The organism is Sphingomonas aurea (assembly GCF_030678875.1).
GTDB classification, from domain to species: Bacteria; Pseudomonadota; Alphaproteobacteria; order Sphingomonadales; family Sphingomonadaceae; genus Sphingomonas; species Sphingomonas aurea.
Genome location: NZ_JAUUDS010000005.1, coordinates 54,712 through 79,432 on the forward strand (window position 1 = coordinate 54,712; position 24,721 = coordinate 79,432).

22 protein-coding genes are annotated in these 24,721 nt (G+C 69.9%); 9 read left to right on the forward strand and 13 right to left on the reverse strand.

The features are described from left to right. Positions 1-166 precede the first annotated feature (166 nt). The 3 genes from Q5H91_RS10860 to Q5H91_RS10870 all read left to right on the forward strand — a co-directional run bounded on the left by Q5H91_RS10860 (position 167) and on the right by Q5H91_RS10870 (position 4,595). Positions 167-1,813 (forward strand): MFS transporter, encoded by a 1,647-nt coding sequence (locus Q5H91_RS10860; RefSeq protein ID WP_305173426.1) that lies wholly within the window; start codon positions 167-169, stop codon positions 1,811-1,813. Then, a complete protein-coding gene (locus Q5H91_RS10865) occupies positions 1,810-2,937 on the forward strand; it encodes an HlyD family secretion protein (RefSeq protein WP_305173427.1) in 1,128 nt (375 codons plus the stop codon). Before Q5H91_RS10860 ends, Q5H91_RS10865 begins: the two co-directional genes overlap by 4 nt. 275 nt (positions 2,938-3,212) lie before the next feature. After that, positions 3,213-4,595, forward strand: coding sequence for an efflux transporter outer membrane subunit (locus Q5H91_RS10870; RefSeq protein ID WP_305173428.1), 1,383 nt, complete (start codon positions 3,213-3,215; stop codon positions 4,593-4,595). Positions 4,596-4,615: 20 nt separating this feature from the next. Here the strand turns inward: Q5H91_RS10870 and Q5H91_RS10875 are convergent, their stop codons facing one another. Then, positions 4,616-5,194: a single stranded DNA-binding domain-containing protein gene (locus Q5H91_RS10875; RefSeq protein WP_305173429.1), complete on the reverse strand. Its 579-nt coding sequence runs from the start codon at positions 5,192-5,194 to the stop codon at positions 4,616-4,618. 207 nt (positions 5,195-5,401) lie between these two features. Here Q5H91_RS10875 and Q5H91_RS10880 point away from each other — a divergent pair, with 207 nt between their 5' ends. Both Q5H91_RS10880 and Q5H91_RS10885 read left to right on the forward strand, forming a co-directional pair. Then, positions 5,402-6,070: a response regulator gene (locus Q5H91_RS10880; RefSeq protein WP_305173430.1), complete on the forward strand. Its 669-nt coding sequence runs from the start codon at positions 5,402-5,404 to the stop codon at positions 6,068-6,070. Then, positions 6,067-7,425 (forward strand): sensor histidine kinase, encoded by a 1,359-nt coding sequence (locus Q5H91_RS10885; protein ID WP_305173431.1) that lies wholly within the window; start codon positions 6,067-6,069, stop codon positions 7,423-7,425. The genes Q5H91_RS10880 and Q5H91_RS10885 overlap by 4 nt, the downstream gene beginning before the upstream one ends. 114 nt (positions 7,426-7,539) lie before the next feature. On the opposite strand, the gene Q5H91_RS10890 is transcribed toward Q5H91_RS10885, so the two are convergent. The 3 genes from Q5H91_RS10890 to Q5H91_RS10900 all read right to left on the reverse strand — a co-directional run bounded on the left by Q5H91_RS10890 (position 7,540) and on the right by Q5H91_RS10900 (position 10,306). Further along, complete coding sequence (locus Q5H91_RS10890; protein WP_305173432.1) at positions 7,540-8,325, reverse strand: SDR family NAD(P)-dependent oxidoreductase; 786 nt, start codon at positions 8,323-8,325, stop codon at positions 7,540-7,542. A 206-nt stretch (positions 8,326-8,531) separates the two neighbouring features. Further along, positions 8,532-9,722, reverse strand: coding sequence for a zinc-dependent alcohol dehydrogenase (locus Q5H91_RS10895; RefSeq protein WP_305173433.1), 1,191 nt, complete (start codon positions 9,720-9,722; stop codon positions 8,532-8,534). Beyond that, positions 9,719-10,306 carry an SRPBCC family protein gene (locus Q5H91_RS10900; RefSeq protein ID WP_305173434.1) on the reverse strand — a complete coding sequence of 196 codons (588 nt, stop codon included), beginning with the start codon at positions 10,304-10,306 and terminating at the stop codon, positions 9,719-9,721. Before Q5H91_RS10900 ends, Q5H91_RS10895 begins: the two co-directional genes overlap by 4 nt. Before the next feature lie 139 nt (positions 10,307-10,445). Between Q5H91_RS10900 and Q5H91_RS10905 the strand changes: the two genes are divergently transcribed. Continuing rightward, positions 10,446-11,417, forward strand: a complete 972-nt coding sequence (locus tag Q5H91_RS10905) for an SDR family oxidoreductase (protein ID WP_305173435.1) — start codon at positions 10,446-10,448, stop codon at positions 11,415-11,417. Between the two features lie 65 nt (positions 11,418-11,482). Here Q5H91_RS10905 and Q5H91_RS10910 read toward each other — a convergent pair whose 3' ends face one another. From Q5H91_RS10910 to Q5H91_RS10925, 4 genes are read right to left on the reverse strand one after another with little or no spacing between them, the layout of a single operon-like run. Then, positions 11,483-12,838 (reverse strand): Coenzyme F420 hydrogenase/dehydrogenase, beta subunit C-terminal domain, encoded by a 1,356-nt coding sequence (locus Q5H91_RS10910; RefSeq protein ID WP_305173436.1) that lies wholly within the window; start codon positions 12,836-12,838, stop codon positions 11,483-11,485. Then, positions 12,831-13,931, reverse strand: coding sequence for a polysaccharide pyruvyl transferase family protein (locus tag Q5H91_RS10915; RefSeq protein ID WP_305173437.1), 1,101 nt, complete (start codon positions 13,929-13,931; stop codon positions 12,831-12,833). The genes Q5H91_RS10910 and Q5H91_RS10915 overlap by 8 nt, the downstream gene beginning before the upstream one ends. Before the next feature lie 4 nt (positions 13,932-13,935). Further along, positions 13,936-14,916: a glycoside hydrolase 5 family protein gene (locus Q5H91_RS10920; RefSeq protein ID WP_305173438.1), complete on the reverse strand. Its 981-nt coding sequence runs from the start codon at positions 14,914-14,916 to the stop codon at positions 13,936-13,938. Next, positions 14,913-15,704 (reverse strand): TIGR04290 family methyltransferase, encoded by a 792-nt coding sequence (locus tag Q5H91_RS10925; RefSeq protein ID WP_305173439.1) that lies wholly within the window; start codon positions 15,702-15,704, stop codon positions 14,913-14,915. The genes Q5H91_RS10920 and Q5H91_RS10925 overlap by 4 nt, the downstream gene beginning before the upstream one ends. A gap of 168 nt (positions 15,705-15,872) precedes the next feature. Here Q5H91_RS10925 and Q5H91_RS10930 point away from each other — a divergent pair, with 168 nt between their 5' ends. Both Q5H91_RS10930 and Q5H91_RS10935 read left to right on the forward strand, forming a co-directional pair. Next, positions 15,873-16,760 carry a glycosyltransferase family 9 protein gene (locus tag Q5H91_RS10930; protein WP_305173440.1) on the forward strand — a complete coding sequence of 296 codons (888 nt, stop codon included), beginning with the start codon at positions 15,873-15,875 and terminating at the stop codon, positions 16,758-16,760. Continuing rightward, positions 16,748-17,146, forward strand: coding sequence for a DUF6165 family protein (locus Q5H91_RS10935; protein ID WP_305173441.1), 399 nt, complete (start codon positions 16,748-16,750; stop codon positions 17,144-17,146). The genes Q5H91_RS10930 and Q5H91_RS10935 overlap by 13 nt, the downstream gene beginning before the upstream one ends. A 34-nt stretch (positions 17,147-17,180) precedes the next feature. Here the strand turns inward: Q5H91_RS10935 and Q5H91_RS10940 are convergent, their stop codons facing one another. The 5 genes from Q5H91_RS10940 to Q5H91_RS10960 are packed head-to-tail and all read right to left on the reverse strand — an operon-like array spanning position 17,181 to position 23,727. Beyond that, the gene (locus Q5H91_RS10940; protein WP_305173442.1) at positions 17,181-18,728 is read right to left on the reverse strand and encodes a DHA2 family efflux MFS transporter permease subunit; all 1,548 of its coding nucleotides are present in this window, start codon (positions 18,726-18,728) and stop codon (positions 17,181-17,183) included. Continuing rightward, positions 18,728-19,900: an HlyD family secretion protein gene (locus tag Q5H91_RS10945; protein WP_305173443.1), complete on the reverse strand. Its 1,173-nt coding sequence runs from the start codon at positions 19,898-19,900 to the stop codon at positions 18,728-18,730. The genes Q5H91_RS10940 and Q5H91_RS10945 overlap by 1 nt, the downstream gene beginning before the upstream one ends. Beyond that, the gene (locus tag Q5H91_RS10950) at positions 19,897-21,300 is read right to left on the reverse strand and encodes an efflux transporter outer membrane subunit (RefSeq protein ID WP_305173444.1); all 1,404 of its coding nucleotides are present in this window, start codon (positions 21,298-21,300) and stop codon (positions 19,897-19,899) included. Before Q5H91_RS10950 ends, Q5H91_RS10945 begins: the two co-directional genes overlap by 4 nt. Further along, positions 21,291-21,755 (reverse strand): MarR family winged helix-turn-helix transcriptional regulator, encoded by a 465-nt coding sequence (locus Q5H91_RS10955; RefSeq protein ID WP_305173445.1) that lies wholly within the window; start codon positions 21,753-21,755, stop codon positions 21,291-21,293. Before Q5H91_RS10955 ends, Q5H91_RS10950 begins: the two co-directional genes overlap by 10 nt. A gap of 49 nt (positions 21,756-21,804) precedes the next feature. Continuing rightward, the gene (locus Q5H91_RS10960; RefSeq protein ID WP_305173446.1) at positions 21,805-23,727 is read right to left on the reverse strand and encodes a M61 family metallopeptidase; all 1,923 of its coding nucleotides are present in this window, start codon (positions 23,725-23,727) and stop codon (positions 21,805-21,807) included. A 107-nt stretch (positions 23,728-23,834) separates the two neighbouring features. On the opposite strand from Q5H91_RS10960, the gene Q5H91_RS10965 reads away from it, so the two are divergent. Next, positions 23,835-24,710: a CE1 family esterase gene (locus Q5H91_RS10965; protein WP_305173447.1), complete on the forward strand. Its 876-nt coding sequence runs from the start codon at positions 23,835-23,837 to the stop codon at positions 24,708-24,710. Positions 24,711-24,721: the final 11 nt, after the last annotated feature.

The window sequence follows — 24,721 nt, forward strand, 5'->3', positions numbered from 1 at the left end:
GCGAATGCGGGAATCCAGACCCGCTAGCGCCAGTAATGAAGTCGCAACGTCAGCGCGTCTGGATCCCCGCCTGCGCGGGGATGACGGCAGGGGACAAGGTGACGATGCCCTCCCACCTCCATCCAAACCAGTGGCACCGCCCCCAGCATCGGCCTATCGCCTCCAGGTGATCCGCCGCCGCCTCAACCACTTCCTCGCCGAAGAGCGCTGGGCCTTCGCCCCGCACGAGCGGCCGGCAATGCCCGGTTCCCCCGGCTCGCCCGAGCACCCGACCGCGCGCCGCGTCGCATATGGCGGCATCGCCGTGCTGCTGGGCCTCACCGCCGGCTTCGGCAACGCACTGATCGCCGCGAACACCACGACCTTGCAGGGCGCGCTCGGCCTCGATCCGGCCGGGATCGCGTGGCTGCCGACCGTCTATGTGATGACCAACGTGTCGATCAACCTGCTGCTCATCAAGTTCCGCCAGCAGTTCGGCCTGAGGCCCTTCGCACTCGTCTTTCTCGGCCTCTACGCGCTCGTCACCTTCGCGCATCTGTTCGTTCGCGACTTCAACTCCGCCATCGCGGTACGCGCGGTCAGCGGCATGGTCGGCGCGTCGGTCAGCTCGCTGTGCCTCTATTACATGATGCAGGCGTTGCCGGCGAAGTGGCGGCTGAAGGCAGTGGTGCTGGGCATCGGCGTGCCGCAGTGCGCCACCCCGCTCGCGCGCCTCTTCTCGCCCGACCTGCTCGCCCTGTCGCAGTGGCGGACGCTGTACCTGTTCGAGCTGGGCCTCGCACTCCTGTCGCTCGCCGCCGTCGCCTGGCTGCGCCTGCCCCCGACCGAGCGGCAGAAGGCGTTCGAGCCGCTCGACTTCGTCACCTTCCTCCTGTTCGCGGTCGGCACCGGGCTGGTCTGCGCGGTCCTCGGCCTCGGCCGCATCGTCTGGTGGACCAACGCCGCGTGGATCGGCTGGGCGCTGATCGCCGCCATCCCGATGCTCGCCGCCGCCGTTGCGATCGAGCACCACCGCGCCAACCCGCTCCTCAACACCCGCTGGCTGGGCAGCGCCGACATCGTCCGCTTCACCATCGTCACGATCATGGCGCGCATCGTCCTGGCCGAGCAGAGCTATGCCGCCACCGGCCTGCTGACGCTGCTGGGCCAGAACAACGACCAGCTGGGGCCGTTCTTCCTGATCGTCTTCCTCGCCTCGGTCGCCGGGGTCGTCGTCAGCGCGGTGACCCTCGACGTCGAGCGGCTCGCCCACCCGGTCATGCTCGCCATCGCCATCGTCGCCGCCGCCGCCTGGATCGACTCGCACGCGACCAGCCTGACGCGCGCGCCGCAGATGTACGTGACGCAAGCGCTGATCGCCTTTTCCGGCACCCTGTTCCTCGGCCCTTCGCTGCTGTTCGGCATGACCCGCGCGCTCCAGCGCGGCAGCGGCCATATCATCAGCTTCATCGCCTTGTTCGGGATCATCAACTCGGTTGGCGGCCTCGCCGGCACGGCGCTCCTCGGCAGTTACCAGCAGCTGCGCGAGAAGGCGAACAGCGCCGCCCTCGTCCAGGCGATCGACCCTACCGACCCGATCGTGGCCCAGCGCCTCGCCACCGGCGGTGCCGCGATCGGCCGCGTCGTCGGCGACGCCAGCCTGCGCGCGGCGGAGGGCGCCGCCCTCCTGTCCCAGACCACCAGTCGCGAGGCGAACGTGCTGGCATATAACGACGTGTTCCGCCTCGTCGCGCTGCTCGCCGCCACGACCTCGGGCTATCTGATGTTCCTCCTCGGCCGCCGGACGTGGCGTGCCCGAAAGTCCGCACGATGACCGACACCTCCGTCTCCCCCACGCCCGTTACCGAGGAACGCGCCGCAGAGGCCGCTCCCGCCGGCTCGGGCTGGCACCCGCCGCGCAGCAGCCGCACCGTGCTGATCGTGCTGGCGCTGGTCGCCCTTGCCGGCGTGCTCGCGGTGCTGGCGGCATGGCGGCTGCCGCCCTTCACCACCGCGTATGAGGCGACCGACAACGCCTATGTCCGCGGTCGCACCACCGTCATCAGCCCGCAGGTCAGCGGCTATGTCACCCGCGTCCTCGTCCGCGACTTCGCCGATGTGCGCGCGGGCGAGCCGCTGGTGACGATCGACGACCGCATCTATCGCCAGCGCGTCGAGCAGGCGGCGGCACAGGTGGCCGCGCAACAGGCGACCCTCGCCAACGCTGTCCAGGCCCGCCGCAGCCGCGCCGCCAGCCTGACCGCGCAGGACGCCGCCGTCGCCAATGCGCAGGCACAGCTGATGCGCGCGCGCGCCGACATGGCCCGTGTCGACGACCTGGCGAAGGACGGCTCCGTCTCCTTGCGTGAACGCGACCAGACGCTTGCTGCGCTCCGCCAGGCGCAGGCCGGCGTCGAGCAGGCGAAGGCCGCGCGCGAGATCGCCCGGCAGGATATTCGCACGGTCGAGGTCGGCCGTGGCGGCCAGCAGGCCGGCGTGTCGGGGGCGGAGGCCGCCCGCCGCCTGGCCGCGATCGACCTCGCCAACACCGTCATCCGCGCGCCCGAGGCGGGGCGGCTCAGCGAAGTCGGCGTCCGCGTCGGCCAGTACGTCACCGCCGGGTCGCAGCTGATGTTCCTGGTCCCGCCAGAGACCTGGATCATCGCCAACCTGAAAGAGGCGCAGACCGCGCGCGTCGTGGTCGGCCAGCGGGCGTCCTTCACCGTGGACGCCCTCGCCAACGAGCGCCTGACCGGCCGGGTCGAGCGTATCTCGCCCGCCGCCGGCTCCGAATTCGCGGTGCTGAAGGCCGACAACGCCACCGGCAACTTCACCAAGGTGCCCCAGCGTATCGCGGTGCGCATCCGCATCGACCCCGGCCAGCCGCTGGCCGCCCGCCTGCGCCCGGGCATGTCGGTGCAGGCAAGGATCGACACGTCCTCGGACGCGACGCGATGACGCGTCCACGAACCCGCCGCGCCAGCGGCCCTCAATCGAATGCTCACGCGGAGACGCGGAGCCACGCGAACCCACTCCACCCCCACCGCGAACGCTGCGCTTGCGGCAAAGACGGAGTGTTTCGCGCAAAGGCGCAAAGGCGCGAAGAGGTCAGCGCTTTGGCCATCTCTCCCCCGCGATCACGCGCGACAGCGGCAATCGCGAAAGCAGCATCATCTTTGCGCCTTAGCGCCATCGCGCGAACCAATAATCTTTCCCTGCAAGGGGAGGATCTGATGTTGCGCCTCGCTCTTGCCGCGGCTCTTACCCTGACCGCCTGCGCCGGACCGCGTCCGGACATCCCGCGCACCGCCGCCGTCACCCCGCCCGCCGGCTGGCGCACCCCCGCCACCGGCATCGCGCCGATCGACGCCCGGTGGTGGACCGCGTTCGGCGACCCCGTCCTCACCGACCTCGTCACCCGCGCGCTCGCCGCAAATCCGGACATCTTCACCGCCGCCGCTCGGGTCGAGGAGGCACGCGCCGGCCTCCGTCTCGCCCGTGCCCAGCGCACCCCGACCCTGTCGGCCGGCGCACCCGGCACCGCGGGCCAGTCGGTCAGCCCGTTCGGCACGCCCAGCGATGCCTTCGGCGCGCAGCCCCTGCTCCAGGCCAGCTACGACCTCGACCTGTTCGGCCGCCTGCGCCAGGCGAACCGCGCCGCCGCCGCGCAGCTGCTCGCCAGCGAAGGCGCACGTGATACCGTCCGCCTTGCCGTCGCCAGTACCGTCGCCAGCAGCTATATCGGCCTGCGCGCGCTCGACCTGCGCCTCGCCGTCGCGCGCCAGACGCTGGCGGCGCGGGCCGAGGGGCTGCGCATCGCCCGCCGCCGGGCGGAAACCGGCTATACCTCCAACCTCGAACTCCATCAGGCGGAGGCCGAGTACCGCGCCACCGAACAGCTCGTGCCCCAGGCCGAACTGGCGGTCGCGCGGTCAGAGAATGCGATCGGCGTGCTGCTCGGCGCCAATCCCGGCCCGATACCGCGCGGCCTGCCGCTCGACCGGCTCGCCGCGCCGCCGATCCCGGCCGGCCTCCCCGCCGACCTGCTCCGCCGCCGGCCCGACCTGTTCCAGGCGGAGCAGGCGCTGGTCGCCGCCGACCGCACGCTCGACAGCGCGCGCGCCGCGATGATGCCCAACGTCGCGCTCACCGGCAGCGCCGGCATCGTCCTGTCGACGGCGCTGGCCGATCCCATTGGGGTGTTCTCGCTGGGCGGCAGCATCCTGTCGCCGCTGTTCGACGGTGGCCGCCTGCGCGCGCAGGCCGATGTCGCCGCGGCCCGCCGTGACCAGGCGGCCTATGCCTATCAACGCGCGGCGCTGACCGCCTTTCGCGAGGTCGACGACGCGCTCGCCGGTGTCCGCCGCTCGGGCGAACAGGCGGTGGCGCTCGCCGGCCAGCGCGATGCACTCGCCGCGGCGCTGCGCACCGCATCCAACCGCTACCGCGCCGGCTATTCGGGCTATCTCGACCAGCTCGATGCGCAGCGCGGGCTGCTGACCGCCGAGTTGACCCTGATCCAGGCGCGCGCCGACCGCCTGACCGCCTATGTCGCGCTGTACCAGGCGTTCGGCGGCGGCTGGCGACGCGAGGATGTGAAAAACCCCTCCCCGTGACGGGGAGGGGTGTGACACGATCAGCCCTGTGTCGGCTGGGCCGCGACCGGGGCCGGCGGAGCCACCGGTGCCGCGCCACCGGCGGGCGGCGGCGGGGGAGGAGCGGCGCCGTCGGCCGGGGGCGGGGGCGGGGGCGGCGGACCGTCAGGCCCGTGGCGACCCGGACCGCCGGGACCACCCGGCCCACGGTGCTCGCCCGGTCCGCCCGCCGGCCCCAGCGGCAGCACCTTGTTCGTCGCATCGACCAGGAACGAGGCGCGCAGCATCCCGCGGTCGAACCGCCCCTGCACGCTCACCGTCTGGCCGGGCGCGACGAGCGCCTTGTCCTCACCGGCTCGGCCCAGGTCGACCAGCGCGCGTCCGCTGCCGTCGCTGGCGACGAACTTGTTGCCGAACACCTCGGCCACCTGGCCGCGGATCGTGACGATATCGTCGCCGGCGGTCAGCGCGCGGATCGCGGTCGGCCGCATCGGCGCCATCTCGACCGTTGGGCCGAACGCCTTGCCAGCGAGCGCACCGCCGGCCCCGCCGACCACGAACAGCGCCGCCGCGGCGACGGCGCAGGTGCCGCGCCGGGTAAGATTGAAGGGAAGGGACATGGGGGTATCTCCGTTGTTGGTGACGCCCTTCTACGCGCGCCCGCCCGTCCCCCGCTGAACCGTGCGGTTCAGTTTCGGTTTAGGCAGCATCGTCATTCCCGCGCAGGCGGGAATCCAGACACGCCGACGCTGCGCTTCCAGCCGCAAGCCACAGCGTTTATGGATCCCCGCCTGCGCGGGGATGACGGACAGGGAGAGGCCAACATCATGCGCGTGCTGCTCGTCGAGGACGATCCCGCCCTGGGCGAGGCGACCGCCCGCGCGCTGCGCGCCCAGCATTTCGCCGTCGACGTCGCCGCCGACGGCGAGGATGCCGGCCATCTCGGCTCTACCGAAAGCTATGACGCGGTCGTCCTCGACCTGGGCCTGCCGACCCGCGACGGCCTGTCGATCCTGGCCGAGTGGCGGCGCGAGGGGCGGACCATGCCGGTCCTGATCCTCACCGCGCGCGAATTGTGGTCGGACAAGGTGCAGGGCTTCAAGGCCGGCGCCGACGATTACCTGACCAAGCCGTTCCGCGTCGAGGAGCTGGTGATGCGCCTGCGCGCGCTCGTCCGCCGCGCCGCCGGCCACGCCGCCAGCGTCATCCGCTGCGGCCCCTTGAGCTTCGACGCGCAGACCGGCCAGTTCGAGCAGGACGGCCTGCCCCTGAAGCTGACCGCGTTCGAGTGGCGTGTCCTGTCCGCGCTGATGCTCCGGGCCGAGGTGGTGGTCGAGCGCATGGACCTGCTGGAGCGCGTCTACGAGGGCGATGCCGACGTCGATTCCAATTCGCTCGAGGTCATCATCGGCCGGCTGCGCCGCAAGATCGGCGCCGACCGGATCGAGACGGTACGCGGCCGCGGCTATCGCCTGACCGCAGGTGCGCCCGCATGATGCCGCAATCGCTGCGCGGCCGCCTGCTCGCCATCGCCGCCGCCGCGACGTTGGTCGCGCTGGTCGTAGCCGGGTTCGGCATCGCCCATGTCCTCGAACGCTACGTCACCTCGACGATCGACGAGCGGCTCGACGACCGGCTCGCCGCCTTTGCCGCGGCGGTCACCCCGGCAGGCGGTATCGACCGCCCGCTCGCCGACCGTGTCGCCGCGCAGGTCGCGCGTGGCGCGGCGTGGCGGATCGAGACGCCGCGCGGCACGGTCGGCACCGCCCGCCTCGGCCCGATCGTCCCGCTCACCGCGCCGCGCCCTCACGACCGCCCGCCTCCCGACGCGCACCGCCCCGAAGCCCCCCGCCCCCAAGCGCCGCCGCCACCCGCGCCCGGCACCGAGGCCGCCCCCTTCGACACGCGGCTGGCCGACGGCAGCCGCGTCCATGGCCGCTGGCTGCGCATCCCCACCATCGCGGGCGAGGCGCGGGTCGCGGTCGCCGTCCCGCGCCGGATGATCGAGCGTCCGGTCCGCACTGCGCTCGCCCCGCTCCTCATCATGCTCGCGCTTCTCGGGGCGCTGCTCGCCGCCGCGACGCTCGTCCAGCTGCGGGTCGGCCTGCGCCCGCTCGACCGCCTGCGGGAGATGCTCGCCGAGGTCCGCGCCGGCCGCCGCCGCCACATCGACCTGACCCTGCCGACCGAGCTGCAACCGATCGTCACCGAGCTGAACACGCTGATCGACAGCAACCACGCCGCATTGGAGCGGGCGCGCGGCCATGTCGCCAACCTCGCCCATGGCCTGAAGACCCCGCTGGCCGCGCTGCGCCTCGACCTGCCCGGCCCTGCCTTCGCGCCGCAGCTAGACCGGATCGAGGCACAGATCCGCCACCATCTCGGCCGCGCCCGTGCCGCGAGTCTCGGCGACATGGCGACCCCCGCCATCGCGCTCGCCCCCGTCGTCGCCGACCTGTCCGACGCGCTCGCCCGCATCCATGCCGACCGCGCCGTCACCTTCGCCGCCGACGTGACTGCGGCCCTTGCGGTCCGCTGCGACCGTCAGGACCTGGAAGAGCTGCTCGGCAACCTGCTCGACAATGCCTGGCGCCACGCCGCCGGCCGCGTCACCCTCACCGCCACCGCCGATCGACGCGAGGCCGTCGTCACCATCGCCGACGACGGCCCCGGCATCCCGCCCGCGCTCCTGGCCGAAGCCACCCGTCCCGGCCGCCGCCTCGACGAGCGCGGCGATGGCCACGGCTTCGGCATCCCGATCGCGCGGGAACTGATCGAGCTGCACGGCGGCTCGCTAACCATGGCGAGCGATGGCGGATTGCGGGTGACGATCCGGTTGCCGGCGGGCTAGGTCTTTCCCCAGATCGTCATCCCCGCGCAGGCGGGGATCCAGAATCACTAGCGCTGCTGATAGTATCGTGACGTCAGCGTGTCTGGATTCCCGCCTTCGCGGGAATGACGAATTTCATTCCTTGCCCGACCCCGGCTCCGCCATGCTGCGATGCTGCTCGGCCAGCACCGACGCCGGCGTCACGTTCGCCAGCACACCCTGGATCTTGGTCTTCAACCCCGAGAAGATCGACGCCTCGCCCTTCTTCATCGCCTCCCAGCCGTCGCGCGCGACCTTGGCGGGATCACTCTTCGATTCCGACTGGCCGACCGAGGTGTCGAGCATGTCGGCGCTGGCGAAGAATTCGGTATCGACCGGCCCCGGCTTCAGCGTGGTGATCGTCACGCCGTCCGCCTCCTTCAGCTCGTTGCGGATCGCGTCGGTGAAGTAATCGATGAACGACTTGGACGAATTATACACTGCCTGGAACGAGCCCGGAATGTACCCGGCGATCGATCCGGTCACCAGCACCTTGCCGTCGTTACGCGCCACCATCGCCGGCAGCACCTTGTGCAGCAGATAGAGCGTGCCGGTGATGTTGGTGTCGATCACCCGCCGCCAGTCGTCCACCGACTGATCGAGAAAGCCGTGGCCCAGCCCCTTGCCGGCATTGGCGCAGAGCACGTCGATCTGCCGCCCATTGGTGGCGGCCAGCAGCGCATCGACCCCTTCCAGGGTCGACAGATCCGCCTCGACCGAGCGCACCTCGGTCCCGAACTGCTTGAAGTCATCCGCCGCGGCATCGATCAGCGGTTCGTTGGCGACGACGAGGATGTCGTACCCGTCCTGCGCGGCGAGCGACGCCAGCTCGAACCCGATACCGGTCGAGGCACCGGTGATGATCGCGAACTTATCGGCCATGGTGTTTCTCCTGCATTATGTGTCTCCGGGCAGGCGGGGATCCAGTATCTTCGGGTCCCAACCCTCACATCATCCCCGCATCCCACCTCGTCATCCCCGCGAAGGCGGGGATCCATAAACACTGACGTTGCGGCTCATGCGGTGAGGTCAGCGCGTCTGGATCCCCGCCTTCGCGGGGATGACGGAATAGGGGCGATGACGGAATGCTACGCCGCCACCCGGTCCAGCCCCGGCTTCAGCACGATCTTCGTCACTTCGTTCTGCTTGTCCTTGAACATCCTGTATCCCTCCGGCGCCTCGGACAGCGGCATGCGGTGGGAGATCAGGAACTCGGTGTCGATCTTGCCCTCCATGATCGCGTTGAGCAGCGCGGGCATGTAGTGCTGGACGTGCGTCTGCCCGGTCTTCAGCGTCAGCCCCTTCTCCATGAAGGCGCCGAGCGGGAACTTGTCGACGAAGCCGCCATAGACCGCCGGCATCGACACCCGCCCACCCTTGCGGCACGCGATGATCGCCTGCCGGATCGAGTGCGGGCGGTCGGTGCCGAGGAAGGTCGACGCCTTGATCTGGTCGATGACATTGTCGACGAACAGGCCGTGCGCCTCCAGCCCGACCGCGTCGATCACCGCGTCGGGGCCGATCCCGCCGGTCATCGTCATCAGCGCGTCGTAGGTTGCCGATTCCTCGAAGTTGATCGTCTCGGCGCCGAAGCGCTTCGCCAGCTCCAGCCGGTGCGGGAAATGGTCGATCGCGATCACCCGCTCGGCGCCCATCAGGAATGCCGACTGCACCGCGAACAACCCGACCGGGCCGCAGCCCCATACCGCCACCGTATCGCCCGGCTCGATCTGGGCATATTCCGCCGCCTGCCAGCCGGTCGGCAGGATGTCGGACAAAAACAGTACCTTGTCGTCCTCGACCCCGTCGGGGATCACGAGCGGGCCGACGTCGCTGAACGGCACGCGAACATATTCCGCCTGGCCACCGGCATAGCCGCCGGTCATGTGGCTGTAGCCGAACAGGCCCGACATCTCGTGGCCGTACAGTTCCTGCGCGATATCCTGATTGTCCGCCGGCAACCCGTTCGGACAGGCCGAATATTGATGCTTGCCGCAGTGGTAACAGCTGCCGCACGCGATGGTGAAGGGCACGACGACGCGCTGGCCTTTCTTCAGGGTCGACTGCGCGCCGACCTCGACCACCTCGCCCATGAACTCATGGCCCAGCACGTCGCCCGCCTTCATGGTCGGGATATAGCCGTCATAGAGGTGCAGGTCCGATCCGCAGATCGCGGTCGAGGTGACCTTGATGATCGCGTCGCGCGGGTTGACGATGCCGGGATCGTCGACGGTGTCCATGCGGACGTCGTGCTTGCCGTGCCAGGCCAGTGCTTTCACAGCCCCATCTCCTCGAACTGTTTGGCGTTCATCGCGGGCGTCGCGATCTCGCCGGTTTCCAGCAGCTGCTTGAACCGGCGCAGGTCGCGGCGCGCCTGGATTGCGGGCTCGCGCTGGAACATCTTGGCGATCACCTTGCCGATCACGCCGCCGGGCGGATCGTAGAGGATCGTCGCGGTCACCACCGTGCCGCGCGTGCCGGCATCGCGGAACTCGACCCGGCCGGAATTGGGCACCTCGGCACCATCCTCGCTGGTCCAGGCGATCAGCCGGTCGGCTTCCTCCTCGGTCACCCGCGCGTCCCACTCGACCGATCCACCGGCCGGCGCCTTGACCACCCAGTGCGAGCGCTGCGGATCGATCACGTCGATCCGCTCGATATTCTCCATGAATCGCGGCAGGTTCGCGAAGTCGCGAAAGAAGCCGAAGACCTCGGCCACCGGCTTATTGATGGTCACGGCAGCGTTGACGATCGTATCGCCGCGCCCCTCCGGGATCTGCGCGGCCGCCTCGGCCGCCGCTTCGCTGCGTTTGGAATTGGCGAGCGGCGCGTCGTCGCTCTGCGCATTGGCAAGGTCGCCCATCGGCTTCTCCTGATGCTGGATGCCGGGACCAAGCGAACGCCGATGCGGTCTGTTCCGCTGTAAAATCCGCCACTTAACTTGGATCAGTCAGGGAAACATTCGCGCGGCCAAACGCTTCGTCGCCAAACGGGAGTATGCCATGACCGATACCACCAACCGCCGTGACGTCCTGAAGGGCGCCGCCGTCGCCGGCCTCGCCACCAGTGCCGCCCCTGCCCTCGCCCAGGCCGCCGCTCCGGTCGACCCGCAGACCAAGTACACCGACCAGCCCTTTGCCGAACAACGGCAGAAATGGCCCGCGCTCCAGCGCGAGATGCAGCCCGTGCCCGACTGCGGCGAGGCGAGCTATCGCGGCTCTGGCCGGTTGCAGGGACGCAAGGCGCTGATAACCGGCGGCGATTCCGGCATCGGCCGCGCCGCCGCGATTGCCTTCGCGCGGGAGGGCGCCGATGTCGCAATCAACTATTACCCAACCGAGGAACCCGATGCGCAGGATCTGGCGAAGCTGCTGCGTGCAGAGGGTCGCAAGCTGGTGCTGCTGCCGGGCGACCTGACCGACCAGGCGTTCACCACCGGCCTTGCCGGCAAGGCGGCGAAGCAATTGGGCGGGTTGGACATTCTGGTCAATAACGCCGCCTATCAGCAGTCGAAAAAGTCGATCGCGGAGATCAGCTTCGAGCAGTTCGACCGCACGCTGAAGACGAACCTGTACGCCATGTTCTGGCTCAGCAAGGCGGCGATCCCGCTGATGAAGCCGGGCGCGGCGATCATCAACACCGGCTCGGTCAACTCGGTCGATCCGGGTGAGGAGCTGCTCGACTATGCCACGACCAAGGGCGGGATCCTGATCTTTACCAAGGGCTTGGCCAAGCAGCTCGGCAAGCAGGGCATCCGCGTCAACATGGTCGCACCCGGCCCGATCTGGACGCCATTGCAGGTCGCGGGCGGACAGCTGCCCGGCGAACTCGGCAAGTTCGGCCAGAACACGCCCCTCGGTCGCGCCGGCCAACCCGCTGAACTGGCTGGACTTTACGTCGCGCTGGCGGAAGGCGGCAACAGCTTCACGACTGGTAGTGCATTCGGCGCGAACGGCGGCACCGGCGCAATCTAGGGTTCCGGAGTGCTTTTAGCCCCTCCCGTGAAGGGGAGGGGCGAAGGAGCGTTGTGACATTCAATTCACCGCCGCCGCTCCAGCCAGTCGAACAGGCGTCCCGCCCAGCCGCGATGATAAGCAAGCCCTTGATAAAGGCCGAGCATCATCGCGGCCCAGCGGACGTAGAGCCACGACTGCCCGGTTCGCCTCGCCAGCCGCGCCATGCAGTGGCTGTCGCGTGAGATGGCGTAGCGCGCGCGGTAGATCAGCCGCCGCCGCCAGCCGAGATCACCCCGCCCCGGTGCCACCCGCTTGCGCGGCGTGATCCCCGATCGCGGCCAGGTCAGCCGGTACGCCAGTCCCTCACGCCGCTGGCGCAGCCCAGCCGCCTGGGTATCGGCGATGAAGTCGGCATCGACCGCCTCCAGCGACAGCCTGCCGCCCCGCACCCCATCCGCGATCATGTCGCGCAGTTCGGGCGAGCGGACGATCGCCACATTGGTGCCGCGCCCGTCCGAGGCATAGGGCTCGACCCACGCATCGCCGAACGCGATGTCGGCGGTCTCGGCGACCACGTCGTCGCACCAATTGCATGCCGATGCCTGGAAGAAGCCCGCTCCCCAGTCGCCATCGGCCAGATGCCACCAGTCGCGGTCGCGCACGCTGCCGTCCGCCAGCTCCAACTGCGCGGTGTACCAGTTGGCGGGGCGGCCGGCGTCCTTGCGCCGATACTCTACCGCGCGGACCTGCTCGGGCAGCGCACCCAGTTGCCAGGCGAAGCTGTCGACGAACGCCGCGCTTTTCATGTGACCGCAGAACAGGCCGAGCAGGTGAGTGACGCGCTCGGCCAGCACCGCATCCTCGGCGCGCAACAGGTTGATCGCCTTGATGAAGCACGGCACCCCGACGATGGCGTAACGGCCCGGCGTGGCACGGATCTCGCGGATCACAGCGGCCAGATCGACCGGAAAGTAGCGAGAGCGCGCACCCCGCGCGACGTCCTCGGCGCTGCGCGAGATGGCGTAGCGGAAGAACACGCCGTCCGCTCCATCGGTCGGCACGACGTGCGCGACACCGTCGATCGCGCCGGTGCGCAGCAACTCGTTCGCGACCCAGCTGACGAGCCCGCCCGAGCTGCCGCCGCTGCGGAAATCCCCTTCGGCGACATGGCCGACATGGGCGCTTTCGAACCGGCCGATGCGCGGGTCGACCACCGGCGCAGTGGGAAAGCGCGCGGCGGCGATCGCGTCCTCGTCGCGCGCCTGCGGCGAGAAGGGGCAGGTACGGGCGAACGCCTCGCCGGCCATGTCCAGCGCGCCGACCGGCGCACGCAGGCCATTGCGGTCCCACGCCATGTCGCGGCCGGCATCGGCGCCGCAACTGCCGCAGCCGATGCACAGTCCGGAACCGACGATCGCCGCAGGGGTCGGCTCAGCCAAGCGCGCGGTCCAGGTAGCGCGTGCCCACCTCCCGCCCCGCCGCCAGCCGCGCCAGCGTCTCCGCCTCGACAGGCGTGGCCAGCAGGTCGCGGATCGTCGCGTCATCGGTCGCCTCGTCGATCAACCGGTGACGCGCGGCGAGCGCGTCGGTCAGCCCCTCCAGCTTGATCCGGCGATAGGGCGAGGCGGCGGCGACGAACGGCTTGCCGTAATGGAGCGCGAAGACCGCACCGTGGAAGAAGCTGGTCGCCACCGCCCGCGCGCCGGCCATCAGCGTCGCGAACTCGAGCGGCCCGGCATCACTGCGATCCCGGTCTGCGACCGGACTGGGATAGCCGACCGCCACGACCTGAACGCCCGCCCCTTCGGCCCAGCGCCGCACCGCGCGCACGAACCAGTCGGGCAGACCATGGCCATAGAGCACGACATAGTCGCCCGGCCGCTCCGGCGCGGGCGGCAGGACGGACGGGAATTGCAGGCAGGGGTCGAGCACCATGGCAGGCTCGACGCCCAGCGCCGCGGCGACCATCGCGCGGGAGTTCTCGTCGCGCACCGAGATGGCGTCGAACCGCCGCAGCCGCGCGCTCCAGTCGGCGTCGAGCCCGCCGTCATGATTGCCGAAACTGGCCGCGTAGGACACCAGCCGTCGCGCCCGCAGACCCTCGCCGAAGAAGATCGGCCGGGCGGCGTACCAGGGATGGGCGAAATTCCACACCTCGTCGCTGCCGACCACGACCGTGTCGACCGGCGGCGCCTCGGCAGGGGCATCAAGAGGGAAGGCGGCCGAGCGGGGCAGCGCCGCGACCGCCGACGCGAAGGCGCGCACCTTGCGGCCGAGCGCGGGATGGTGGCGGCGCGGGGTGCGGGCGGGCAGGTCGGGCTGGAACGCGCTGCGCAGCTCGGCCGATCGTACCGCGGTCGAGTGATGGTCGAGCAGCACCACCGGCCGTCCCCGGGCCTGCAATCCTTCGACCAGACAGCGCGCCTGCCAGTAGGAGCCGTAGTTGATGCTGTCGTGAAAGGTCAGCACGCCGATCGCGTCAGCCGGCGTGACGGCGGCGCCGGCGCGCGCCTGTGCCCAGGAGGTAGTCATCAGGTCAGGCAGCGTCCTTGCGCGTGGCATAGTCGAGCGGCGAGGGCGACGCGCCCTCCACCACCGTGAAGGGAACAGGCGATCGCGTCGCGCCCGATGGCGCGTAACGCGCGATCATCGCCGCGCAGAAGTCGGCAAACGCCTGCGGATCGCGTGGCGGGCTGGCGTGGTGCGGCGCCAGCCCCAGGTGCCGGGGCGTGAAGGCGAAGGTCAGGGTGACGTCGAACTCGGCTAGGGCCGCCATCTGCCGGTCGAACCAGTCGAGCGCGCCGGGGCGGAAGCTGTCGGCCCAGCTGAGCCCGGTCCGCACCCGCCGCGTACCGAGCCGCCGCAGCCAGCCGACAGCCTCGTCGAGCCGCGAATCCTCGAAATCGAACCACTGCATCAGGCCGATATCGGCGGCATGGGCGGCATAGACGTCGAGCGCCGGCTTGGGACTGCCGTCCGGGCGGATCAGCCCCATGTAGAAGTGCCGGTAATAGCTCGACCCCTCTGCCTCGCGGTGGCGCCCGTCCTCGCCCCAGGTCATCGGCAGGTCGAACAGCGAGTACCAGAAGATACGGGGCACCCGCCCGACCAGCAACTGCGCGGTCCGCTCCAGCCCGAACAGCTGCACCTCCTCGGCTCCGAACGAGCCGACGCCGACCTCGGTCACCCAGACCGGCATTCCGGGCACCGCCGCCTCCACCGCGGCGATCCTGGCGGGCCAGGCGTCCAGCGGCCACAGGTTCCAGTCGACCGGAAAGCCATGGACCGCGACCGCATCGACCGCATCCAGCACGCCCCGCGCCCGCATGTCCGCCAGCCACGCAGGATCGATCGGCGACACCCCGCCCAGCACCCGCGTCACCGCCGGATTGGCACTGCGGATCGCCTGCCCCGCCCGGATCGCCAGATCGGCGAAACCCGCGCCGTCGGGGTCCAGTGCCCGGTCCCAGTGCGCGCGGTTGTTGGGCTCGTTCCAGATCATCGCGGCTTCGATCATGCCGCGGCCCCTTTGGCCGGATAGACGGCGGCCGGCCCGAACTGCGCATAGGGTACGGGCGCGGTGCGGCAGAGGAAGACCTCCGGCTCCGGATTGTCGAGGATTGCAAAGCCCGCCGCGCGCAGCATCGCCGCGCTGCAGGCGCGATTGGGCGCCCACCAGTTGGTCCAGTCGTCGGCGTAGCGATGCTCGATGAAGTGCATCTTCGGATAGCCGGGATCGTCGAAATAGCGCGGCTTGTCATAGGTGCCGGGCATGAAGAACGGGTGGTTCTCCGCCACCTCGGCGATCGTATCGGACCCCTGCTGCATCGTCTGGAACAGCATCAGGTCACCCGCGACATGCTCGCGGATCAGGTCGAGCGCGAGCAGCGGGTGGCGCAGGTGATAGAGCACACCCATGAAGATCACGAGGTCAAACCGCTCCCCCAGTTCCGCGACCTGATAGACGTCGAGCTTGCGGAACTCGATCCCGTCGAAGCCCAGCGCGCGCGTGGCGAGCCGCGCCTGCGCCAGATAGCGATCGTCGCTGTCGATGCCGACCACCCGCTCGGCGCCGCGGCGCTTCATCTCGACCGAGTAGAAGCCGGCGTTGCAGCCGATGTCGAGCACCGACTTGCCGGTCAGATCGGCGGGCAGCACCTGCGCGAAGCCGGCGAACTTGTCGCGGGGATAGTCGCCCAGGAAATGATCGGGCGCGGTCGGGATGCCGTTCAGGTCGATATTGTGGAACCATGGCGCCAGCGCGGCGACCTCGGCCCGCAGCGCGTCATCCTCGGTAACGGGCATCGGCTCCCCCTTCTCGCAACTGCCCGATCCTGGAAATCACCGGGACATCGTTACGCGAACGTCCAGTGATTTCCACCGTTCCCTGGCTGCTATATCATTGATCCAGATCAATGAACTTGTCCGGAACCAGCCCGGCACCCGCATCATTCGTAAGCGCATGAGGGCAGGATGACGCCGTGGATCGACGCCATGCGGGCAGGCCGTTTCGAGGCCGCCTGGGCGCTGGAACGGGCGACGATCGCGGCCCGCGACCCGGCGACGCGCGACGATCCGGCGCTCCCCTATCACCAGCGCTGGGTGTGGGACGGTCGCGCGGTCGATGGTCGGGAGGTGCTGGTCCGCTGCTATCACGGGCTCGGCGACACCATCCAGTTCGCGCGCTACCTGCCGGTGCTGGCCGAGCGCGCACGGTTCGTGACGCTCGAAGTGCAGCCGCATCTGGCGACGCTGCTGGCCGGTCTGGGCGTGGACCGGATCGTGCCGTTCGACCCCGCCCGGCCGCTGCCCCCGGCCGAATGCGACATCGAGATCACCGAGCTGCCCTGTGCGCTGGGCGTCTCACCCGCCGACCTGGCCGCGCCCTATATCGCCCACCTGCCCGCTGCGCTGCCGCCCGACACGATCGGCCTGTGCCACCGCGCTGGCGACTGGGATCCGGAACGCGAAGTGTCCGAAGCTCTGCTCCAGCCCCTGTGCGCGCGGTATGACTGCCTTACGCTGGCGGCCGCGCCGACCCGACTGCCGGTCCTCAATCCCGCGGGCTGCCCGCTAGACATGGCACAGACCGCCGCGCTGGTCGCTGGAGTGGATCTGGTCGTCACCGTCGACACGATGATCGCGCATCTGGCGGGCGCCATGGGACGTCCGACCTGGCTGCTGCTGAAGAGCGAGCCCGACTGGCGCTGGTCGCCGTGCGCGCGCGACAGCGCCTGGTACCCGACGATGCGCCTCTACGCGCAGCCGCGCGCGGGCGACTGGGCGGCGGTGCTGGACGACGTGATCGCCGACCTCTCCATCCTCATGCCGCACAGGAGCTCCGTCCCATGGCCAGCCTAGCCGCCCCGTCAATTCCGGTGTCATGGGGCGAACTGCTCGACAAGCTGACGATCCTGGGGATCAAGCGCGAGCGGATCGCCGCAGCCGACGCGCGCGCCAATGTGGTGCGCGAATATGAGCTGCTCCACCATGTCGGCGAGGGCGCGCTGCGCGAGGCGGCCGTCGCCGGCCTGTTCCGGGAATTGCGCGACGTGAACGAGGCGCTGTGGGAGATCGAGGACGCGATCCGTGCCGAGGAAGTGGAGGCGCGCTTCGGCCCGTCCTTCGTCGCGCTCGCCCGCTCGGTGTACCGAAAGAATGACGAGCGTGCGGCGATCAAACGCCGCATCGACCGGGCGCTAGGATCGGAACTGACCGAAGAGAAGAGCTACTGGTCGGCGGCCTGACCCGGTCCTCCCCGTCAGAAGAGGCTATTCGAGCCTAATCCGCCGCGATCGGCCCGCTCGGCGGCGCCGGGCGGCGCGTGAACCACACGATCACCGTCATCGCCAGGCACAGCCAGGCCGACAGCCGGAACAGGTCGGTCGAGGCGAGCAGATAGGCCTGCCCGACCATCTGCCGGGTGATCGCCCCCGCCGCCTGCACGTCGGTCAGCCCCATGCGGGTCAGCGCGTTCTGTGCCATGCGGTACGGCATGCCGCTGCCGACCGCTTCGGACAGCCGGCTCTGGTGCAGCGCCTCACGCCGATCCCAGGCCGTGGTGATGATCGAGGCAGCGAAGCTGCCCGCGGTGATCCGCGCGAAGTTCGAGATGCCGGTGGCCGAGGGCAATCGCTCCGGCGGAATGCGGTCGAGCGAGATGGTCAGCATCGCCAGGAAGAAGGTGCTCATCGCGATCCCCTGCACCAGCAGCGGCAGCATCAGGTCGTAGAAGCTGGCATAGGTCGTGTAGCCGGAACGCAGGTAATAGGAGACGCCGAACGAGGCGAAGGCGATCGTTGCCAGCAGTCGCGCGTCAACCTTGCCGCTTATCCGCGCGATGAAAGGCGTCAGCACCACGGCGACCGCCCCGGACGGTGCCGCGACCAGCCCCGCCCATGTCGCGGTATAGCCCATCTGGGTCTGCAGCCAGAGCGGCAGCAGCAGCGTGTTGGCGAAGAACACCGCGTAACCCAGGCAGAAGGCGATGGTGCCGATCGCGAAGTTGCGCCGACCGAACAGCGACAGGTTGACCGCCGGGTTGGCGTCGGTCAGCTCCCAGATCAGCCAGCCGACAAAGCCGATCGCGGCGATCACGGTCGCGATCACGATCCGGTCGGAGGCGAACCAGTCGTCGTTCTTGCCCAAGTCGAGCACGATCTGGAGCGCACCCACCCACACCACCAGCAGGATCAGCCCGACCTGGTCGATGGGCAACTTGCGGGTCGGCGTCTCGCGCGACTTCAGGCTGCGCCAGCATGTGAAGCCGCAGAACAGGCCGAACGGCACGTTGATGAGGAAGATCCAGCTCCAGTGATAGTTGTCGGAGATATAGCCGCCCAGGATCGGACCCATGATCGGCGCGACCAGCGTCGTCATCGACCAGATGCCAAGCGCGGTCGCGCGCTTGTGCGGTGGAAAGATCGCGATCAGCAGCGCCTGGCTGCCGGGGATCATCGGCCCCGATACCGCGCCCTGAAGGATGCGGAAGGCGATCAGCGAGGGCAGGTTCCACGCGATGCCGCACAGGAACGAGGCGATGGTGAACAGGATGACCGAGGTGCAGAAGGTCCGCACCACGCCGAAGCGGCCCATCAGCCAGCCGGTCAGCGGCACCGCGACGCCGTTGGCAACGGCGAAGGCCGTGACGATCCAGGTCGAATTGTCGCTCGACACGCCCAGATTGCCGGCGATCGTCGGCAGCGAGACATTGGCGATGGTGCCGTCCAGCACCTGCATGAAGGTGCCGAGCGCCAGGGCAAAGGCGGTCAGCGCCAGCGCGCCGCCCGCCAGCGGCGCCTGTCCCGCGGCGGCCGGGGGCCCGGCCATCAGCGGTTGGCCGCGACGATCTGCCGGATGCGCGCCTCGACCGCCGGATCGCCCGCTGCGGTCGGCAGCTGGCCATAGGCGGCGCGCGCCGGCTGGCCCAGCCGGGTGCCGGACACATTGCTGGTGTCGACGGTCGCGGCGACCGACAGGCCGACGCGCAGCGGGTTGGCGCGCAGTTCGCCCGCGTCGAGCATGATCCTGACCGGCACGCGTTGGGTTATCTTGATCCAGTTGCCGCTCGCGTTCTGCGCCGGCAGCAGGGCGAAAGCGTTGCCGCTGCCCGCCCCCAGACCGACGACCCGGCCGTGATAGACGACATCGCCGCCATAGATGTCGCTGGTGATCGTCGCCGGCTGGCCGATGCGCAGGTCGCGCAGCTGCGTCTCGCGGAAATTGGCGTCGACCCACAGCCGCTCGAGCGGGACCACCGCCATCAGCGGCGTGCCGGCCGCGACCTGCTGGCCGATCTGGACGGTGCGCTGCGCGACGACGCCCGCGACCGGCGCGGTGATGTGCATGTGCCCGACCGTGATCGCAGCGCGGCGATAGGCGGCCATCGCCGCCTGAACTGCCGGGTTGGTTTCCACCGTGGTGCCGCGCACGACGGTGCGCGACTGCGTCTGCCGGCTCTGCGCGAGGCGAAGGTTGGCGAGCGCGACGCGGACCTGATCCTGCGCGTGGCTCAGCTCCTCGCCCGAGATTGCGCCCTGTGCCGCGGCGCCACGACGGCGTTGCAGGTCACCCTGCGCCTCGGCGAGCTGCGCGCGCGCCTGTGCGACGGCGGCGCCGCTCTCGTCCACCGCCGAGAAGTTCGACCGGGTCGCGCGCACCGCCCGCGCCAGATCGGCCGCGGCAGAGGCGAGCGCGACGTTCACCGTCGCCGCGTCCAGATCGATCAGCGGCTGGCCGGCCCGCACCGTCTGGGTGTTGTCGGCATGGATCGCCAGCACCGTGCCCGGATCGCGCGCGGTGATCGCCACCACGTCGCCCGCGACATAGGCGTCGTCGGTCTCCTCCTCCGGGCTCGCCAGCAGGAAGTGGAACACCGCCCAGACGATCGCGATCGCGACCACCGCGACGGCGAGCAGGATCAGGCCGATGCGCCGCGCGCGCGGCTTGCCCGCCGGGGTGCTGGCGGCGGCTGGCGGCGGGGGGGCAGACGTGTCGGTCATCGGGCAGGATCCTGTGAAGCGTCGAAGCCACCGCCAAGCGCCAGCGCCAGCCGCACGCGCGCCTGCGCGGCATCGACGGCCAGGTTCGCGTCGGCCTGTTCGGCGTCGAGCGTGCGGATATCGTTGTCGACCAGGTCGAGCCGGCTATCGAGCCCGCTCGACACGCGGATCGCGTTCAGCCGGCCGGTTTCGCGATAGCCGCGCACCACCTCGGCCTGGCGCTGCCGCTCCGCGGCGACGGCGGCGACCTGGGCGATGCCGTCCGCCGCCTCGCGCACCGCGCCGACGACGCGGTCGTTGTAGTCGGCGGTGGCGAGGTCGAGCGCGGCGGTGGCGCCGGCCAGATCGGCACGCCTGCGGCCATTGTCGAACAGTGGCAGGCTGAGCGCCGGCCCAGCACCGGCCGTGCCGGCATCGAGCGAGAAGAGGTTGCCGACGCCGATCGCCTGCAACCCGGCCATCGCCGCCAGGTTTACGTTGGGATACCAGGCGAGCCTTGCGACCTGCTTGCCCTCGCTGGCGGCGGCGATCCGCGCCTGGGCCGCGGCGATGTCGGCGCGCCGGCCGAGCAGGTCGGCGGGCACGGTGGCGGGCAGCGGCAGTGCCCCGTCCAGCCGTATCGCGGTCGGACGGATCGTCGCCGGATAATCGACCCCGCGACCGGCCAGCGCCGCCAGCGCGTTCTTCGCCAGCGTCGCACCCGCCTGGGCGCGGACCAGCGCCTGCTGCGCCTGCGACAACAGGGTCGATGCCGCCTGCCGGTCGAGCTGGCTCGCCAGCCGGTTGCGGATACGCACGTCGACCAGTCGCAGCGAGTCGCTGCGCGCCGCGATCGTGCGCTGCGCGATCGCCGCCTGCGCTTCGGCCCGCGCCAGATCGAGATAGGTCGCGACCACCGATCCGGTCAGCGCCAGCCGCGCCGCCGCCAAATCGAGCGCCGCCGCCTCCGCTCCGGCACGCGCGCCGCGGATCGCCGCACGCTGGCGTCCGAACAGGTCGAGGTTCCAACCGAGATTGGCGACGCCCGTGCCGACGAAGCGGACCGTCCCGCCATAGGGCGGCGGAATCGTGTAGCGGCCGCTCAGCCGTGCGACCTGTCCCTGCGCGTCGAAGGTGGCGTTCGGACCCGTGTCCGCGCCCCGTGCCGCGAGCGTCGCTTGTGCCTGCCCGACCCGGGCCAGTGCGGCGTCGAGCGTCGGATTGCCGGCGACCGCGTCGCCGACCAGCCGGTCGAGCTGCGGATCGCCGAAGCTGCGCCACCATTCGCTGGCGATGGCGGGCGCGGTGCCGGTCAGGCCCAGCGCGGCGGGCGCGACCGGCGCCACCGCCTGATGCGTCGCCGGTGCCGCACAGCCGGCGAGCAGCAGCGGGCCGAGGATCAGGTAAGGGGTCAGGCGCATGGGCCCTCCGCATCGGTCAGGGTGGCGCGCAGCTTCTGGAGCAGCACGATCAGCGTTTCGACCTCGGCCTCCGGCCAGTCGGAAAGCCAGTCGTTCCAGCAGGCGACGACGCGATGCTTGCAGCGCAGCGCCACCGCCGCGCCCGTCTCGGTCACCGACAGGTTGATGCAGCGCCGATCTTCGGGAACCCGCTCGCGCGTGATCCATCCGCGCTCGGCCAGCTGGTCGACCAGCCGCGTCATCGCGCCCTTGTCGTGTCCCAACTCGCGGGCGAGATCGGCGGCGGTGGCACCCGGCTTGAACCAGATGAGCACCAGCGCCGACCATTGCATGCCGGTCAGCCCCTCCGACGCGAACATCGGCTCCAGCGCGCTGCTGCCCAGCAGATGGGCGCGGCGCACCAGATAGCCGATCGATCGGTCGGGCGAATACCCGGTGTCGCTGTAGCGGACCATATCATTGCCTTGGCAATGATTGCCTAGGCAGTCAATTACGTAGTCTCCCTCAACGCGGCGCGAGCAGCCGGTCGAGCCCAGTCTGGCCGGTGCCGGTCTTCACCAGCTTCGGATAGCGCGGGCCGCCATGGTAATTGATCGACACGGTGCGCAGCCGCTCGCCGTTCTTCACCAGCAGGCGGATCGGGTCCTTGCCGTCCTTGGCCGCGACGATCGCCGCCTTCAGCGCGTCGTTGCTGTATGCCTCGTCGTTCACCGCCTGGATCTGCGTGCCGACGTCGATCGCCGCCTTGAACGCCGGCGAATCCCAGATGGTCGCGGTCACCGCGCCGCCCTCGCCGATCACCAGCCCCAGCGAGTAGCTGAGGTCCATATTCTTCCGCGTCTTCTCGTTCTGCTTCAGGAAGTCGGACTGTTCGGGGCCGTAGACCAGCTTGTACCCGTTCATCTCGAATCCCTTCAGCGGCGCCGGCTGCCCCGTCTCGGTCAGTCGCGTCTTCAGGAAGGCCGCCCAGTCATAGGGGACGATGCGGTTCAGCGTCCGGGCGACGTCGTCGAAGGTATAGGTCACCTCGCCCCAGTCGCCGTCGCGGATGCCGAAGAAGGCACGGGCGAAGTCGTCGATCGATTTCCGCCCGCGCGACTGCTGGCGGAGGATCGCGTCAACCTCCATCCACACCATCAGCCCTTCGTTGTAATAATCCTCAGACCGCTGCCAGCTGGTCCAGCCCTTGGGCCGACGCTGCGAGATGATCGGATCGTTGGTGGTATCGATCAGCGGCCGCCACTGGCGCGCGGGCGCGGTGTCGTAGGTGCCGAGGATCGAGGCATAGCCGTCGAGCGTCTCCTGCTTCGACACCAGACCCGACCGCGCCTGAAGGACATAGCCCCAGAACTGGGTCTGCCCCTCATACACCCACAGCGACGCGCCCTGCATCGGCGTGCGATAGTCGGGTGTCCACAGCTCCGCGCCGCGGCGGAACTTGCCATCCCAGCTGTGGGTGAACTCGTGTGGCAGCAAGTTGCGGGCTGGCGCGTTCTGCGCCCATTCGGTGAAGTATCCGGTGCGCGAGCCGTTCTCCGAACTGCGATGATGTTCCAGCCCGATGCCACCCAGCTGATCGGACAGCGACAGCAGGAATTCGTAGCGGTCGTAATGCTGCGCGCCGAAGGTCTTCACCGCCTGGTCGACCAGCCGGCGATGGGCGGCGATCTGCTCGTCGCTGGCGGCCAGCATCTCGGGCTTGTCGGCGAAGACGTTCAGGTTGACGCGCGGGCTGAGCGACCAGACCTTGCCGTACCGCCCCGCCAGCACCGGCGAGTCGACCAGGATCTCGTAGTTGGTCTCGCCATAGGCATAGGTCGATCCGGTCGCGGTCGCCGGGATCGCGCCCGCCGCGGTGAACCCTTGCGGAAAATGCGCGGTCATCCGGATCGGAATCTGCCGGGTGAAATAGCCGGCGGGATAGAGGCTGACCGAATTGGGCTGCAGGCTGATGAGGTTCGGCGTCATCGCAACCCGGCCCTGGTCGCTCTTGGTCGCCGACAGGAACTGGAACTGCACGTCGAGCTGGCGTGCGCCCTCCGGCACGTCGAGGTGGAAGGCGAAGACGTCGACCGTGTCGCGCGTCCATGGCACCACCTGCCCGCCGGCGCGGATCACCAGCCCGGCGAGCTTGTCGATCTGCCCGGTCGGCGAGTGGCTGCCCGGCAGCCATTTGGGAAACAGCAGCACCAGATGCCCGCCGCCGGCGACCGGAATCGTCTCCTTGACCCGGAAGATGCCGCGCTCGGTATCGGTCGCATCGACGTCGAGCAGGATGGTGCCGCCCGGCCAGGGCACGTCGCGCGGCGCCGGGATGGTGTCGACGATCGGCACCGGCTGCGGCGCGGAATTACCGGCAGGTACCTGCGCCACGGCGGACACGGCGGTCGAGGCGAGCAGGGCAGATACGAGAAACAAACGGATCATCGGGAGCAACTTTCGATCGGGATAGCGCAACGTTATCAGCTGTTTCCAGGAAAGCGACCCCTGTCGACGCGCTTGACCGCCGCGGCTGCACCGCGCACCAGCGGCCGATGAAGACCGTGTCATGCTCCCGCCTGCCGATACTGCTCGCCTCCGCGTTCGCCCTGCTGGTGGCGGGACGGGCCACGGCGCAGCGCTGCACCCTGCCCGCCGATGTCCGCGCCCCGGCCGGGTGGCAGGGGGACCGCGCGCTGCCGCTCGTCATCCTGCTCCACGGCAGCACGGCGACCGGCGCGGCGATGCTCCGCGACTCCGGGCTGGCCGCGACGGCGGACCGGCATAATTTCCTGATCGCCTATCCGGACGGCGGCATCCGGGCGGGCGGCGGCTTCGTCTGGAACATTCCCGGCGTACCGACGGTCGAGGGCAAGGTACCCGGCCCCGACGCGCGCGACGATGTCGCCCATCTTACCGGGATGGTCGACCGGCTGGTCGCGGCGGGCTGTGCCGACGCGGCGCAGGTCTATGTCACCGGCCTGTCGGGCGGCGGGCGGATGACGTCGTGGCTCGGCTGCGTCGCCCCCGACCGGTTCGCCGCGATCGCGCCGGTGGTCGGGCTACGCGCCGGCAACCCGCTGGCCGGAGACCCGCAGCGTCCCGATCCCCGTACCTGCCGTCCGAAGACACCGGTCACGGTGATCGCCTTTGCCGGCGACGCCGACAGGACCAACCCGGTCGGCGGCGGCGGCGCGGGATATTGGCAATATCCGATGCACGCCGCGGAGCAACGCTGGGCGCAGCTGAACGGCTGCACCGCCTCCCCGACAACCCGCCGGGTTTCGCGCAGCGTCTATGAGGAACGCTACGCCGACTGCCGGCAGGGAACCGAAGTGGTGGCGCGGATCACCGTCGGCGGCGGACATAGCTGGGTGGTCGACAATGAAGCGCTGTGGGAGCTGCTGTCGCGCCACCGGCGCGGCGGTTAGAGTGTGATCCT

Bases quoted from the DNA above. Each gene is read 5' to 3' on its own strand.
- Q5H91_RS10880 (WP_305173430.1), top strand. From the start codon at position 5,402: ATGCGCGTGCTGCTCGTCGAGGACGATCCCGCCCTGGGCGAGGCGACC.
- Q5H91_RS10960 (WP_305173446.1), bottom strand. From the start codon at position 23,727: ATGATCCGTTTGTTTCTCGTATCTGCCCTGCTCGCCTCGACCGCCGTG.
- Q5H91_RS10890 (WP_305173432.1), bottom strand. From the start codon at position 8,325: ATGGCCGATAAGTTCGCGATCATCACCGGTGCCTCGACCGGTATCGGG.
- Q5H91_RS10945 (WP_305173443.1), bottom strand. From the start codon at position 19,900: ATGACCGACACGTCTGCCCCCCCGCCGCCAGCCGCCGCCAGCACCCCG.
- Q5H91_RS10885 (WP_305173431.1), top strand. From the start codon at position 6,067: ATGATGCCGCAATCGCTGCGCGGCCGCCTGCTCGCCATCGCCGCCGCC.
- Q5H91_RS10950 (WP_305173444.1), bottom strand. From the start codon at position 21,300: ATGCGCCTGACCCCTTACCTGATCCTCGGCCCGCTGCTGCTCGCCGGC.
- Q5H91_RS10920 (WP_305173438.1), bottom strand. From the start codon at position 14,916: ATGATCGAAGCCGCGATGATCTGGAACGAGCCCAACAACCGCGCGCAC.
- Q5H91_RS10875 (WP_305173429.1), bottom strand. From the start codon at position 5,194: ATGTCCCTTCCCTTCAATCTTACCCGGCGCGGCACCTGCGCCGTCGCC.
- Q5H91_RS10935 (WP_305173441.1), top strand. From the start codon at position 16,748: ATGGCCAGCCTAGCCGCCCCGTCAATTCCGGTGTCATGGGGCGAACTG.
- Q5H91_RS10940 (WP_305173442.1), bottom strand. From the start codon at position 18,728: ATGGCCGGGCCCCCGGCCGCCGCGGGACAGGCGCCGCTGGCGGGCGGC.
- Q5H91_RS10915 (WP_305173437.1), bottom strand. From the start codon at position 13,931: ATGACTACCTCCTGGGCACAGGCGCGCGCCGGCGCCGCCGTCACGCCG.
- Q5H91_RS10965 (WP_305173447.1), top strand. From the start codon at position 23,835: ATGAAGACCGTGTCATGCTCCCGCCTGCCGATACTGCTCGCCTCCGCG.
- Q5H91_RS10925 (WP_305173439.1), bottom strand. From the start codon at position 15,704: ATGCCCGTTACCGAGGATGACGCGCTGCGGGCCGAGGTCGCCGCGCTG.
- Q5H91_RS10865 (WP_305173427.1), top strand. From the start codon at position 1,810: ATGACCGACACCTCCGTCTCCCCCACGCCCGTTACCGAGGAACGCGCC.
- Q5H91_RS10905 (WP_305173435.1), top strand. From the start codon at position 10,446: ATGACCGATACCACCAACCGCCGTGACGTCCTGAAGGGCGCCGCCGTC.
- Q5H91_RS10870 (WP_305173428.1), top strand. From the start codon at position 3,213: ATGTTGCGCCTCGCTCTTGCCGCGGCTCTTACCCTGACCGCCTGCGCC.
- Q5H91_RS10955 (WP_305173445.1), bottom strand. From the start codon at position 21,755: ATGGTCCGCTACAGCGACACCGGGTATTCGCCCGACCGATCGATCGGC.
- Q5H91_RS10930 (WP_305173440.1), top strand. From the start codon at position 15,873: ATGACGCCGTGGATCGACGCCATGCGGGCAGGCCGTTTCGAGGCCGCC.
- Q5H91_RS10900 (WP_305173434.1), bottom strand. From the start codon at position 10,306: ATGGGCGACCTTGCCAATGCGCAGAGCGACGACGCGCCGCTCGCCAAT.